This window comes from Streptomyces sp. ID05-39B, from assembly GCF_033794725.1.
GTDB lineage: Bacteria > Actinomycetota > Actinomycetes > Streptomycetales > Streptomycetaceae > Streptomyces > Streptomyces bobili.
Genome location: NZ_JARGEF010000227.1, coordinates 1 through 13,038, shown reverse-complemented (window position 1 = coordinate 13,038; position 13,038 = coordinate 1). Strand labels below are relative to the sequence as shown.

Sequence of the window (13,038 nt, the reverse complement as noted above, 5' to 3'; positions counted from 1 at the left end):
TCGCCGGACTCTCCGCGGCGCATCGGCTGACCAGCGCAGGAGTGACGACCACGGTTGTGGAGGCCGCCCCTTGTGTGGGTGGCCGCATGGCGACCGAGAAGGTCGACGGCTTCCGGCTCGACCGGATCGGACAGTTATTGTCCACGGCGTATCCCGAACTGGCCCTGACTCCCGGGCTGGACGCGCTCACCCTGCGTCCCTTCGCCCCCGGGGTCCTGCTGCACAGCGACGGACGCCACCATCGTGCGGGCGCGCAAGCGGGCGTGGGGGGCGCAAGGAGCGCACTCCATGCCGTACGCGCCCTCGCCGGCGCTCCCCGGAGCGGGGCGCCGCCCCGGCCGCGCACCGGCTCCACCACGGCGCCGCCACGGGTACGGGCCGGGGCGCCGCTCGGCTCGGCCATGGACCAGGCCCGGCTCGGCGCCGCGCTCGCCCGGCTCGCGGCCACGCCCGCCGAACGGCTGCTGCGCCGTCCCGAGGCGCCCGCCGCCGAGGCGCTCGCGGCGCGCGGTCTGCCCGCCCGCACCATCGACGGCTTTCTGCGGCCGCTGCTCGCCGCGCTGCTCTGCGACCCGGACCTGACCACGTCCAGCCGGTGCGCGGACCTGGCGCTGCGCGCCTTCGCGGCCGGGCGGCTGTGTCTGCCCGAGGGCGGGGCGGACGTCCTGCCGGAACTCCTCGCGCGGACGCTGCCGCCGGGGACCGTGCACACGGGGGTGCGGGCCACCGCCGTCTCCACGACTTCGGTGACCACCGCCGAGCACGGTGAGTTCCGCTGCCGCGCGGTGCTGGTGGCGACCGACGCGCGCACCGCGGCGGAGCTGCTGCCCGGACTGCGGGTGCCCGACTTCCACCCGGTGACGGTCGTCCACCACACCACCGACGAGCCGCCGGCGACCGGGGCCTCGCTGCTGCTGGACGCCGACCGGGGCGGGCCGGTCGCGCACACGACCGTGACCAGTCAGGTCGACCCCAGCCGGGCGCCGGCCGGGCGGGCGCTGATCTCCTCCACGGTGCTCGGGACACCCCCGGACGGCGTCGACACCGCCGTGCGCATGCACCTCGCGCGGCTGTACGGCACCTCGACGGGGCGGTGGGAGACGCTGGCCGTGCATCACACCGCCGAGGCCGTACCGGCGATGCGGGCGCCACACGACCTGCGCCGGCCGGTACGTCTCCTCGCCGGGCTGTACGTCTGCGGCGACCACCGGGACACCAGCACGGTCCAGGGCGCCCTGCACTCGGCCCACCGGGCGTCGGCGGCGATCGTCTCCGACCTGGGCGCGACGGGTTCGCTGCACCAGGCGGACCCGGTCCGGACGGCACCCCGAGCGGCGTGAGCGCCCTGGGGGCGGCAGCCCCCGGGTTCGGGACGGGAAGGGGCGGCGGGGGCGAGAACCCGCCCCCGTGGTGTCTTTCGCGGTCCTGCAAGAGGGCCGCTGCCCTCCGGGCCCGGCATGGCTTCTGCCCCCTGCCGAACGCATGACCTGGGGGGTGCCACCGGGCCCGGGAGGTGCCGTCGGAGACGCCGGCCGCCGGCCTCCGGGCCCGGCATGGCTCCGCCTCCCGGCCCTCCTCCCAGCGCCTCAGCCCGCCCCCCTACCCCAGCGCCGCGACCCGGTCCCGGTACACCCTCACCGGGACCGCGTCGCGGTAGGGCTCCAGTCGGCGTTCGAAGTCGCGGACGTACTCCACCGCCCGCACCGACCGCATCTCCGCCGCCTGCCCGGCCGCCTCCGCGGCGATCTGGCAGGCCTGGTCGAGTTCGCCGAGGCCGAGGCGGGCGGTGGCGAGGACGACCCGGCAGAAGAGGCGGCTGCGCGCGTACGCGGCGGGCCGCAGTTGCAGGGAGCGTTCGGCGTGCTGCGCGGCGGCCCGGAACTGCTGCAGGTCGCGGTGGCAGTGCCCGAACTCGTCGGCCAGCTGCCCCTCGTCGAAGAACCGCGCCCAGAACGGCACCTCGTCCCCCGCCTTGGCCGCCTCCAGTGCCCGTTCCGCCCGCACCAGGGACGCGGTGCAGGCCCGCACCTCCCCCATCACCCCGTGCCCGCGCGCCTCGACCGCGTGCAGCAGCGCCTGCACGACGGGCGGCGAACCGCTGCCGACGCCCTGCTGCGCCACCCGCGCGAGCTGTACGGCCTCCCGCCCGTGCCCGAGGTACACGGCCTGGCGGCTCATCGTGATGAGGACGTAGGAGCCGTACGCCCGGTCCCCCGCGGCCTGGGAGAGGCGCAGGGCCTGGACGAAGTAGCGCTGGGCCAGGCCGTGCGCGGCGATGTCGAAGGAGGTCCAGCCGGCGAGGCGGGTGAGGTCGGCGGCGGCGCCGAACAGCCGGCGGCCGGTCTGCTCGCCGTAGGTGCCGCGCAGCATGGGTTCGCACTCGTGCTCCAGGTAGCGCACGAGGGCCTGGCGGGCGTGGCCGCCGCCGTACATGTTGTCGAGGGTGCGGAAGAGTTCGCCGACCGAGCGGAGCGCGGAGATGTCGCCGCCGGTGACCCGGTGGACCGGGCCGCGGTCGGCTGTGCCGCGCTGCCGGGGCACCCCCGGCAGGCCGCCGGTCGGCCCACCGGCCATGCTGCCCGGCAGCGGGACCATGGGGCCGGCCTTGGGCTGGGCGGCGGGCCTCGGCTGGGCGGGCCGGGGGGACTGCGGCCGGCCCTGGACCGGCACGCGGGTGGCCGGATCGCCGTGGGCCACCCTCTCGTCGGCCCGGCCGATCAGCCAGTCCCGGCTGGGCACGACGAGACCGGCCGCGGTGAACGCGATCTTGCGCAGTTCGGCGTGGCTGCCGGAGTCCTTGCGCCACAGTCCGCTGACGATCTCGACGGCCTCCTCGGGGGTTCCCGCGAACTCCAGCCCCGCGTACACGGGGGCGCAGGCGTCCAGGCCGAGATCCTGGGCGGTCAGCCGGCGGCCGAGGCGGCGGGTGAAGACCTCGGCGATGAGGGCGGGGGTGGTGCCGCGGGGCTGCTGGCCGCGCAGCCACCGGGTGACGGACGTCTTGTCGTATCTGAGGTCCAGGCCGTGCTCGAGACCGAGCTGATCGACGCGTCGGGCCAGACCCGCGTTGGAGAAGCCCGCTTCTGCGATGAGCGCGGCGAGCTGACGGTTGGGAGTGCGCTGCGCGGGTCGTTCCGTCATCTGCGGTGCGGTCTCCTGCCTTCCGGGCCTGTGACGTGCCCGGATGAAGTGCCCTGATTGCTGTGAGCTGCCCTGATGGCCTCGTGAACGGCGCGAATGTAGCGGAGAGTAAGCAGGCCCTCGCACATCTCGACGTTCATTCATCCGATCGTGTGAGGATTGCCCGCGGGGCTGACGCCTGACGGGCGGACGTACAGTTGCTCGGGGCGCGGTCGGGCCTGACAGACAGGCCCCGGGCGACGAGCACGGGGCCGGCACGGCGTCGGCACGGCCCGCGCCGCACCGCCGTACGGCCGTATCGCCGTATGGCCGCACCGCCGTATCGCCGTATCGCCGTATCGCCTAGGGAGGCGCTTGCCGTGAGTGAGTTGCGGTTCGTTCGCATGGGCTTCGGAGCGGACGCCGTCGAGTACCGCAAGGCGTGGGACGAGCAGCGCCTGGTGCACGCGGCGCGGTTCGCGGACGAGGTTCCCGACACCGTGCTGCTGCTGGAACACCCGCCGGTGTACACGGCGGGCCGGCGCACGGTCGAGAGCGAGCGCCCCCTGGACGGCACCCCGGTGGTGGACGTGGACCGGGGCGGCAAGATCACCTGGCACGGCCCCGGCCAGCTGGTGGGCTACCCCATCCAGAAGCTTCCCCGCCCGGTGGACGTGGTGGCGCACGTGCGGCGGCTGGAGGAGGCCCTGATCCGGGTCTGCGCCGAGTTCGGTGTCCTGACCTCGCGGGTCGAGGGCCGCAGCGGGGTGTGGGTGCTGGGCGATCCGGTCGAGCAGCGCCCCTCGCTCGGCGGGCTGTCGCTGGACTTCGACCCCCGGCTGCACGACGAGGAGTTCGACCCCCGGCTGAACGGCCCGGAGTACGCGCCCTCCAACGCCGGCCAGCGCCGCGAGGACCGCAAGGTCGGCGCGATCGGCATCCGGGTCGCCAAGGGCGTCACGATGCACGGCTTCGCGCTGAACGTGAACCCGGACAACGCCTGGTTCGACCGCATCATCCCGTGCGGGATCCGCGACGCGGGCGTCACCTCCCTGGCCAACGAGCTGGGCCGGGACGTCACGATCGACGAGGTGCTGCCGGTCGCGGAACGGCACCTGAAGGACGTACTGGAGAACGCGGAGCTGAAGCCGCGGGAGATCGAGCGGGCGACCGCCTAGGACGGCGACGCCCGGCCACCGAGGGAATGGCCCCCCGGGTCTTAAGGGTTGGCCTCACCGATAGGGCTCAACAAACACGGGCGTACCCTGGTGTACGCCGAAGAATCGAAGCTACAGGGAGCCGGTCGTGTCCGCAGTCGCACCCGACGGACGCAAGATGCTGCGCCTGGAGGTCCGTAACAGCCAGACCCCCATCGAGCGCAAGCCCGAGTGGATCAAGACCCGGGCGAAAATGGGTCCCGAGTACACGAAGATGCAGAACCTCGTGAAGAGCGAGGGCCTGCACACGGTCTGCCAGGAAGCCGGCTGCCCGAACATCTACGAGTGCTGGGAGGACCGTGAGGCGACCTTCCTCATCGGCGGTGACCAGTGCACGCGGCGCTGCGACTTCTGCCAGATCGACACCGGCAAGCCCGAGGCGCTGGACCGCGACGAGCCCCGCCGGGTGGGCGAGTCCGTGGTCACCATGGACCTGAACTACGCCACCATCACCGGCGTCGCCCGCGACGACCTGGCCGACGGCGGCGCCTGGCTGTACGCGGAGACGGTCCGCCAGATCCACGCGCAGACCGCGAACCGCGAGACCGGCCGCACCAAGGTCGAACTGCTCGCCCCCGACTTCAACGCCGAGCCGGAGCAGCTCGCCGAGGTCTTCTCCTCGCGCCCCGAGGTCTTCGCGCACAACGTGGAGACCGTCCCGCGGATCTTCAAGCGCATCCGTCCGGGCTTCCGTTACGAGCGCTCCCTGAAGGTCATCACCGAGGCGCGCGACGTCGGCCTGGTCACCAAGTCCAACCTGATCCTCGGCATGGGTGAGACCCGCGAGGAGGTCAGCGAGGCGCTCAAGCAGCTGCACGAGGCGGGCTGCGAGCTGATCACCATCACGCAGTACCTGCGCCCGTCGGTGCGCCACCACCCGGTGGAGCGCTGGGTGAAGCCGCACGAGTTCGTGGAGCTGAAGGAGGAGGCCGAGCAGATCGGCTTCTCGGGCGTCATGTCCGGCCCGCTGGTACGGTCCTCGTACCGCGCCGGACGCCTGTACCAGATGGCCGTCGAGAAGCGCGGTTCCTTCGTGGCCGTCCAGGCCGTCTGACACTCCGTCAACTCCTGCTCCCCGCCTGCCGGGCCGTACGCCGGGGAGCGAGCGTGTGAATTCACGCACAAGTGATTACCCGGCAGTAGAGGCTGATTCCACGCGGTCCTGACCGTCCTCGCAGATGAGGGCGTACGTCAGGGCCGCGTCAGCATTTCGGCCCCTCGCACCAAGGCTTCATGGGGGTTTGACCGGTCGGTCATGCCCTGGTAACACCAATCAGTGACGCTGATGTCACACCACGTAGATCCGTGCCAAGCCGCTTTCGAGGGGAACCCCCACCATGCAGGCCGCGCCCGTTCGCGCCACCGCGATCCCGTCCGTCACCGACGCCCTGCGCGCCGTCGAGTCCCTGCTCATGAGCGGCGGCCAGCGCACCGCCCGGCGCAACGCCTGGACGTCCGTCCTGGAGGACCGCCGTCGCGCCAAGGACCGCTTCGAGGCGGAGCGCGTCCTCGAAGAGGCCACCTCCGCCCGTCTCTGACCGTCCCCGCGTTCCTCTCCTGGGGATCTCCGGGTCGCGTCGGGGCCCTCTGCGGGCACTGCCGTCGTCGGCGCTCCCCGGGCCACGTAGACTGCGTGGCATGGCGAGGAAGGACACGGCGGCGGACGCCGCTAACACCGGGCGACTGAAGCAGATCGCCCTGACCTACAAGATGACCCGCAAGGCCGACAAGAAGATCGGTCTTGTACTCGCGGCTGTCGGAATCGTCACCTTCGGTGTCTTCCTCGCGATCGGTTTCCTGATCGGTCACCCCATCTACCTGGGCATCCTCGGATTCCTGCTCGCATTCCTCGCGACGGCGATCGTGTTCGGACGCCGGGCGGAGCGGGCGGCCTTCGGGCAGATGGAGGGCCAGCCGGGCGCTGCCGCGGCGGTGCTCGACAACATCGGCCGAGGCTGGACGACGACCCCCGCGGTGGCGATGAACCGCAGCCAGGACGTGGTGCACCGCGCGGTCGGCAAGGCCGGCATCGTGCTGATCGCCGAGGGCAACCCGAACCGGGTGAAGAGCCTGCTGGCGGCCGAGAAGAAGAAGATGAACCGGATCGTCGCGGACGTCCCGGTGCACGACCTGCTCGTCGGCACGGGCGAGGGCCAGGTCGAGCTGAAGAAGCTGCGGACCACCATGCTGAAGCTGCCGCGGGTGCTGACCGGTCCCCAGGTGACCACCACCAACGACCGGCTGCGCGCCATGGGCGACCTGATGAGCAACATGCCGCTGCCGAAGGGCCCGATGCCCAAGGGCATGCGCCTGCCGAAGGGCGGACAGCGGCCCCGCTGATCCCCGTCACACACGAAGCCTCACGACGAAGGGGGCGCCCGGACCTAGGTCCGGGCGCCCCCTTCGTCGTGCGTCACGTGCGTCGTCCGTCTCACATGGGTCGTGAGCCTCATCGGCCTCGTGGACGTCGTGGACCTCGCAGGCCGCGTGGGCCTCAGGAGCGTCCTGCGTGTCTCCTCACAGCGCCCTGTGTGTCTCATGGCCTCGTCTGTCTCATGACCTCGTCTGTCTCATCCGTTGCTCACCCTCAGGTGCGGACCTCGACCGTGCGGGCGACGCGGTCGTGGAGGCCGCGGCCGTCGCGGTCCCAGATCAGGGCGGGGACGGCGAGGCAGAGCAGGACCGTGCGGGCCGCCGCGCGCAGGGGGTTCACAGTGCCGCTGTCGAGGGCCACCACGCGCAGGCGGAAGATGCGCTTGCCGGGAGAGAAACCGAGCGTGCCGACCGTGAGCAGGCTCATCACGAAGAAGATCAGCAGGGCCCAGTTGCTGGTCGCGGGACCGTAGCCGTGCGTGATCAGGCTGTATGCGATCAAGACGCACAGTCCCCAGTCCACGCCCAGGGCCCCCAGCCGACGGCCGGGGCGGGCGATCGAGCCCGGTCCCTCCTCCGGCAGACCCAGCTGCTCGCCCCGGTATCCGAAGTCGGCACCGGCGTCCTCCATGGCCGCGCGGGGCCCGGACAGCCACGATCCGATTGCTTGCCTGTTGTCCACCCGTCCACGGTACTGCGCACCCTTTTGCGCGCGGGACGCCGGGGTGCTCGGGCGTTACGGTGGAACCCGGGCCGGTTAACTTCTGCGAAACAAATGGGTCACGCCCGAGAAACCACCCGTCCCTAGGGTCGACGACAGCGTGTGCCACCGCACTGGCCGCACGAACGAACTACCACCCCGGCTCGACGGTCGGGAGTAGGAGGAGCTGGATGTTCCAGAACGCCGACGAGGCCAAGAAGTTCATCGCGGACAAGGACGTCAAGTTCGTCGACGTCCGCTTCTGCGACCTGCCGGGCGTCATGCAGCACTTCACGCTGCCCGTCGAGGCGTTCGACCCGGATGAGGAGCTGGCGTTCGACGGCTCGTCGATCCGCGGCTTCCAGGCCATTCACGAGTCCGACATGGCGCTGCGCGCCGACCTGTCGACGGCGCGCGTGGACCCCTTCCGCCGCGACAAGACGCTCAACATCAACTTCTTCATCCACGACCCGATCACGGGCGAGCAGTACTCCCGTGACCCGCGCAACGTGGCCAAGAAGGCCGAGGCGTACCTGGCGTCGACCGGTATCGCCGACACGGCCTACTTCGGTCCCGAGGCCGAGTTCTACGTCTTCGACTCCGTGCGCTTCAAGACGTCGGAGAACGAGTCCTTCTACCACATCGACTCCGAGGCGGGCGCCTGGAACACCGGTGCGCTGGAGGACAACCGCGGCTACAAGGTCCGCTACAAGGGCGGCTACTTCCCGACCCCGCCGGTCGACCACTTCGCCGACCTGCGTGCGGAGATCTCCCTGGAGCTGGCCGCGTCGGGCCTCCAGGTCGAGCGCCAGCACCACGAGGTGGGCACCGCCGGCCAGGCCGAGATCAACTACAAGTTCAACACGCTGCTCGCCGCGGCCGACGACCTTCAGCTGTTCAAGTACATCGTGAAGAACGTCGCCTGGCGCAACGGCAAGACCGCGACCTTCATGCCGAAGCCGATCTTCGGTGACAACGGCTCGGGCATGCACGTCCACCAGTCGCTGTGGACCGGCGGTTCCCCGCTGTTCTACGACGAGGCCGGTTACGCGGGCCTGTCGGACATGGCCCGCTACTACATCGGCGGCATCCTCAAGCACGCCCCGTCGCTGTTGGCCTTCACCAACCCGACGGTGAACTCGTACCACCGCCTGGTCCCCGGCTTCGAGGCCCCGGTCAACCTGGTCTACTCGCAGCGCAACCGGTCCGCCGCGATGCGTATCCCGATCACGGGCTCGAACCCGAAGGCCAAGCGCGTCGAGTTCCGCGCGCCAGACTCCTCCGGCAACCCGTACCTGGCGTTCTCCGCCCTGCTGATGGCGGGCCTGGACGGCATCAAGAACAAGATCGAGCCGGCCGAGCCGATCGACAAGGACCTCTACGAGCTGGCTCCCGAGGAGCACGCGGGCGTCGCGCAGGTGCCGACCTCGCTGCCGGCCGTCCTGGACCGTCTCGAGTCCGACCACGAGTTCCTGCTCGCCGGTGACGTCTTCACGTCCGACCTGATCGAGACGTGGATCGACTACAAGCGCACCCACGAGATCGCGCCGCTCCAGCTGCGTCCGCACCCGCACGAGTTCGAGCTGTACTTCGACGTGTGACCGACCCGCGCAGGCCGTCGGCCCGCTGCGCCGCGCCCCCGTTCCTGGTTTCTCAGGGCGGGGGCGTCGTCGTATGGTTTCTGGCACGACTGTTCGAGACGGGTGACGGGGAGAGACGGAGATGTCCCAACAGGACGACGCCGAGCGGGAGTTCGACATCAAGTGGGCCGACGGCGCGGAGCACAAGGAGCCCTCGGCGCGCGCCCGCATGCTGGCCGCCCGCTGGAAGGAGAACCCGCCCGAGCCCCAGCCCTTCCGGGCCGACCCGGGTCCGAGGACACCCCGCCGGTCGTCATGGTCGTCGACGGCGATCGTCCTGGGCTGTGTGATCGCGGTGATCCTGCTGCTGGGGTACTCGCGGTTCCAGGCACCGTACTAGCGGAACGGGCGTACACGGGGATGAGGGGCGCGGGGTCATGACGGTCCGGCGCTGACGGGGCTGACGGGGCTGACGGGGCTGACGGGGCTGACGGGGCTCCCGGTACGGGTGGCACTCGGGGAGCCGCCCGGTGCAGATGGCGCGCAGATGGCGCACGGGGAGCCCCTGGTACAGGTGGTGCACAGGAACCCTTTGCTCCGCCCGGGGACTTTGCGGACCCTCTCGTGAGTGGGGGCGAGGCGCGCGACAGCGCGCTGGAACTCCAGGTGAAGGCGGCGCTCGGGGACGACCTGCGGACCGAGGAGGACCTCGGCCGCTGGTTCCCGCTGTGGGGCGCCCCCGGACTGTGAGGGGCCGCGGGCCCGGATACCTGCTTACCTGCCGCCGCGCTCGCGGGCGTAGCGGCGCTCCCACTTGGCCTGCTGGTCACGGCGTGCCCGGTAGGCCTTGTACGAGGTAGGTGCGGACGCGGGGGTGGAGGTGGCGGCGGGGCCCTGCGGAGAGCTTCCGCCCGGGGCCGACGGCGTCGAGGACGAGCCACGGCCGTGGCGCGCGTACAGGTAGAGGACGGCGACCGCGGCGATCCAGTACAGGTGGTCACCGAATCCCAGGACCACCAGGACGGTGGTCCCGGAGAGAACGACGGTGCCCATGGCGTGCCTCCTTCCTGGGTGTGGACGGACGGGTGTGCTGTGTGGTGGAGGTGGGGGTGGGTGGTCTCCCCAGAGTAGGGAGGCGGTCACTCGACGTGCATCTCCTTTTCCTTTCCGAGCCGTGAGTGACCCGTGAGTGAATGGGGCGATGAGAGCCTGGGTGTACGAGCACGGCGGTGAGCGTCTGAGCGGTGTGTACGGCGATGGCGGCGGCGGTCCCGGTGCGGCCACCGCCGTCGTCCTGCACGGTGCGGGCCGGAGCAGCAAGGAGCGACTGCTGCCGCTGCTCGGTGAGTTCAGGGTGCGCGGCTGCCACGCCCTCGCCCTCGACTTCTCCGGGCATGGCGAAAGCACGGGCGCACTGCGGGAGTTGAGCCTGCGGCGGCGCTTCGAGCAGGCCGTGGCGGTGATCGACGCGTACGTGCCGGCGGATGGTCCGCTGGTGCTCGTCGGGTTCAGCATGAGCGGGCAGACGGTGGCGGACCTCGCCGCCCACTACGGGGAACGCGTCGCGGCCCTGGGGCTGTGCGCCCCCGCGGTGTACGCGGGCGCGGCGTGGGACGTGCCGTTCGGTGACGGGGACGGCCTGTTCAGCTCGCTGATCCGGACGCCCGGGAGCTGGCGGGCGGCTCCGGCGCTCGACGCGCTCCGGGCGTACGAGGGGCGGGCGGTGCTCGCCGTACCGGGTACCGACGCGGTGATCCCGGCGGGGGTCACCGAGGCGGTGCAGGACGCGCTGGCCGCCCGCGCCCAGTACACCCGCCTCGAACTGCCGGAGGCCGACCATCAGTTGGGGGCCTGGTTCCGCGATCACGTCGACGACCGGAGGGCGTTCGTGGGTGCCGTGCTCACCGGCCTCTGCGAGGGCGGCTGGTCGGCGACCCGCGCCTGGCTGGCCAAACAGGTACCGGAGGGTCGTGCGATCGTCAACTCCCTCCCGTTGCGGGGCGGTTGGACTGCGCAGATGCGTCGGCTCACCCTCGACGACGGCACGGAACTGGTGCTGCGGGCGTTCGTGAAACCCTTCTTCCGCCGTCACGCACCCGGCCTGCTGGCGCGGGAGGCGGAGATGCTGACTCTGCTCGCCGGGCAGGAGGGGATCCCCGCGGCGCGGCTGGTGGCCGTCGACGCCAGGGGTGAACTCTGCGACCACCCCGCCCTGTTGATGTCGGCACTGCCGGGCCGGGTCCGCCTTGACGAGGAGGAACTGGAGCACCGGCTGGATCTGCTCGCGGCCCAGCTGGTCCGTATCCACCGGGTCGTCCCCGGTGACCGGCCGCGGCCGTACCAGGCGTGGACGTCCGCGGAGCGGGTCCGCACGCCCGCGGGGGCGCTGTGGGAGCGGGCGGTGGACGTGATCCGCCGCGAACCCCCGCCCTACGAGGGGCGTTTCCTGCACCGGGACTTCCACCCCGGCAACGTGCTGTTCGACGGCGAGGGCGACAGCGACGGCTCGGGGCGCGGGCTGCGCGTCAGCGGGGTCGTCGACTGGGTGGAGACCTCGTGGGGCCCCGCCGACCTGGACGTCGCACATTGCTCCACCGCCCTGGCCCTCATGCACGGACCCGAGTACGGTCTCGGCTTCCGGGAGCGCTACGAGGCGTACGGCGGACACGGCCTGGCCGAGGGCGCCGACCACCTGTACTGGCGGCTGCTCGACGCCCTGGCCTACTCCCCCGACGCGGCGAAGCTCGCGGGACCGTGGCGCGAGCTGGGCCGCACCGACCTGACGGCGCAGGTGCTGGGCGGGCGGCTGGAGGCGTACGTGTCGGGGCTGCTGGAGGCGTACGCGTGAGGGGCACGTGTGAGCGCCGTGCGCTCCTGCCGGGTCCGCCGGACGGGTGACGCCGGCCCGTTGTCAGTGGGGTCGGGGAGGATGACGGCAGGGACGCGGAGCGACGGACGGAGAGCGGCATGGGCGGCGTGGGCGACGGGGTGCGGTACATCGACGGGGCGGAGCGGCGGGCCCGGCTGGCCCTGCGGCACCGGCTGGCGCCGGCGGCTCGCGCCCGGACGCCGGAAGAGGTCGCCGACGCACTCCTCGCACTGCACGGGAGCGACCCGGCGACGGTGTACCTGGCGGTGGGGGCACGGCTCGCCGACGCGTCGGTGACGGTGCGGGAGACGGACCGGGCGCTGTACCGGGACCGGACGCTGGTGCGGATGCACGGCATGCGGCACACGGTGTTCGTGTTCCCCACCGGACGCACGGCGGTCGTGCACGCCTCGACCGGGCTCACGGTCGCCGCCCGCGAGCGGGCCTCGCTGCTGAAGAGCATGGCCGACGCGGGTGCGCCGGACGCGGCCTGGCTGAAGGAGGTCGAGGAGTCGACGCTCGCCGTGCTGGGGCGCCTGGGCCAGGCGACGGCGGCGGAGCTGACGCGCGAGGAGCCGCGGCTGCGGGAGCAGTTCGTGTACGCGGCCGGGAAGAGCTACGAGGGCGTCCACTCGGTCTCCACCCGCCTGCTGAAGGTGCTCGGGCTGGAGGGCAAGGTGGTCCGGGGCCGTCCGCTGGGTTCCTGGACCTCGTCCCAGTTCCGCTGGGCCCTGGCCCCCGCGCATCCCGAACTCGACGAGGCCGCCGCCCAGGCGGACCTGCTGCGCCAATGGCTCACCGCGTGCGGACCCGCGACCGAGGCCGACCTGAAGTGGTGGACGGGGTGGCGGGTGACGGAGGTGCGGCGGGCACTGGCGGCGATCGGGGCGCGGGCGGTGTCGCTGGACGAGGGCACGGGGTACGTCGCCGAGGGCGATGCCGATCCCGTCGCCGCGCCGGCCGAGCCGTGGGCGGCACTGCTGCCGGCCCTCGATCCCACGGCGATGGGATGGCAGGCACGGGACTGGTATCTCGCCCCGGAGCTGCGGCCCGCCCTGTTCGACAGAAGCGGGAACGTGGGGCCGACGGTGTGGTGGGACGGGCGTGTCGTGGGGACGTGGGCGCGGCGGAGGGACGGCGAGGGGGTTTTGGGGGGGTGGGGGGGGGGGTGGGGGGGGG

13 protein-coding genes are annotated in these 13,038 nt (G+C 72.1%); 10 read left to right on the top strand and 3 right to left on the bottom strand.

The genetic code is table 11. The annotated features are described in order from the left end of the window. On the top strand, positions 1-1,340 hold a 1,340-nt coding region (locus P1P75_RS33050; protein WP_319262513.1), incomplete at its 5' end, for an NAD(P)/FAD-dependent oxidoreductase. A gap of 259 nt (positions 1,341-1,599) precedes the next feature. Here P1P75_RS33050 and P1P75_RS33045 read toward each other — a convergent pair. After that, the gene (locus P1P75_RS33045) at positions 1,600-3,141 is read right to left on the bottom strand and encodes a regulator (protein WP_319262512.1); all 1,542 of its coding nucleotides are present in this window, start codon (positions 3,139-3,141) and stop codon (positions 1,600-1,602) included. A gap of 359 nt (positions 3,142-3,500) precedes the next feature. Here P1P75_RS33045 and lipB point away from each other — a divergent pair, with 359 nt between their 5' ends. The 4 genes from lipB to P1P75_RS33025 all read left to right on the top strand — a co-directional run bounded on the left by lipB (position 3,501) and on the right by P1P75_RS33025 (position 6,677). Then, positions 3,501-4,298: a lipoyl(octanoyl) transferase LipB gene (gene lipB / locus P1P75_RS33040; RefSeq protein WP_319262511.1), complete on the top strand. Its 798-nt coding sequence runs from the start codon at positions 3,501-3,503 to the stop codon at positions 4,296-4,298. Between the two features lie 127 nt (positions 4,299-4,425). Further along, complete coding sequence (gene lipA, locus P1P75_RS33035) at positions 4,426-5,391, top strand: lipoyl synthase (RefSeq protein ID WP_319262510.1); 966 nt, start codon at positions 4,426-4,428, stop codon at positions 5,389-5,391. Between the two features lie 283 nt (positions 5,392-5,674). Beyond that, positions 5,675-5,875: a hypothetical protein gene (locus tag P1P75_RS33030; RefSeq protein WP_319262508.1), complete on the top strand. Its 201-nt coding sequence runs from the start codon at positions 5,675-5,677 to the stop codon at positions 5,873-5,875. 100 nt (positions 5,876-5,975) lie between these two features. Beyond that, the gene (locus P1P75_RS33025; protein ID WP_319262506.1) at positions 5,976-6,677 is read left to right on the top strand and encodes a DUF4191 domain-containing protein; all 702 of its coding nucleotides are present in this window, start codon (positions 5,976-5,978) and stop codon (positions 6,675-6,677) included. A 247-nt stretch (positions 6,678-6,924) separates the two neighbouring features. Here P1P75_RS33025 and P1P75_RS33020 read toward each other — a convergent pair whose 3' ends face one another. After that, positions 6,925-7,392, bottom strand: coding sequence for an RDD family protein (locus P1P75_RS33020; RefSeq protein WP_150470625.1), 468 nt, complete (start codon positions 7,390-7,392; stop codon positions 6,925-6,927). Between the two features lie 209 nt (positions 7,393-7,601). Between P1P75_RS33020 and glnA the strand changes: the two genes are divergently transcribed. The 3 genes from glnA (at position 7,602) to P1P75_RS33005 (ending at position 9,740) form a co-directional block, all read left to right on the top strand. Continuing rightward, positions 7,602-9,011, top strand: coding sequence for a type I glutamate--ammonia ligase (gene glnA / locus P1P75_RS33015; RefSeq protein ID WP_319262504.1), 1,410 nt, complete (start codon positions 7,602-7,604; stop codon positions 9,009-9,011). Between the two features lie 121 nt (positions 9,012-9,132). Next, positions 9,133-9,390 carry a hypothetical protein gene (locus P1P75_RS33010; RefSeq protein WP_319262502.1) on the top strand — a complete coding sequence of 86 codons (258 nt, stop codon included), beginning with the start codon at positions 9,133-9,135 and terminating at the stop codon, positions 9,388-9,390. A gap of 224 nt (positions 9,391-9,614) precedes the next feature. Further along, complete coding sequence (locus P1P75_RS33005; protein WP_319262516.1) at positions 9,615-9,740, top strand: hypothetical protein; 126 nt, start codon at positions 9,615-9,617, stop codon at positions 9,738-9,740. Positions 9,741-9,764: 24 nt separating this feature from the next. Here the strand turns inward: P1P75_RS33005 and P1P75_RS33000 are convergent, their stop codons facing one another. Then, positions 9,765-10,043: a hypothetical protein gene (locus tag P1P75_RS33000; RefSeq protein WP_319262501.1), complete on the bottom strand. Its 279-nt coding sequence runs from the start codon at positions 10,041-10,043 to the stop codon at positions 9,765-9,767. A 148-nt stretch (positions 10,044-10,191) separates the two neighbouring features. On the opposite strand from P1P75_RS33000, the gene P1P75_RS32995 reads away from it, so the two are divergent. Both P1P75_RS32995 and P1P75_RS32990 read left to right on the top strand, forming a co-directional pair. Then, complete coding sequence (locus P1P75_RS32995; RefSeq protein ID WP_319262499.1) at positions 10,192-11,838, top strand: alpha/beta fold hydrolase; 1,647 nt, start codon at positions 10,192-10,194, stop codon at positions 11,836-11,838. A gap of 128 nt (positions 11,839-11,966) precedes the next feature. Continuing rightward, the coding region (locus P1P75_RS32990; protein ID WP_319262514.1) for a winged helix DNA-binding domain-containing protein at positions 11,967-13,038 on the top strand (1,072 nt) is incomplete at its 3' end.

Excerpts from the sequence above, each read along its gene's own strand:
- P1P75_RS33030 (WP_319262508.1), top strand. The coding sequence starts at position 5,675 with ATGCAGGCCGCGCCCGTTCGCGCCACCGCGATCCCGTCCGTCACCGAC.
- P1P75_RS32995 (WP_319262499.1), top strand. The coding sequence starts at position 10,192 with ATGAGAGCCTGGGTGTACGAGCACGGCGGTGAGCGTCTGAGCGGTGTG.
- P1P75_RS33000 (WP_319262501.1), bottom strand. The coding sequence starts at position 10,043 with ATGGGCACCGTCGTTCTCTCCGGGACCACCGTCCTGGTGGTCCTGGGA.
- P1P75_RS33045 (WP_319262512.1), bottom strand. The coding sequence starts at position 3,141 with ATGACGGAACGACCCGCGCAGCGCACTCCCAACCGTCAGCTCGCCGCG.
- P1P75_RS33025 (WP_319262506.1), top strand. The coding sequence starts at position 5,976 with ATGGCGAGGAAGGACACGGCGGCGGACGCCGCTAACACCGGGCGACTG.
- glnA (WP_319262504.1), top strand. The coding sequence starts at position 7,602 with ATGTTCCAGAACGCCGACGAGGCCAAGAAGTTCATCGCGGACAAGGAC.
- P1P75_RS33010 (WP_319262502.1), top strand. The coding sequence starts at position 9,133 with ATGTCCCAACAGGACGACGCCGAGCGGGAGTTCGACATCAAGTGGGCC.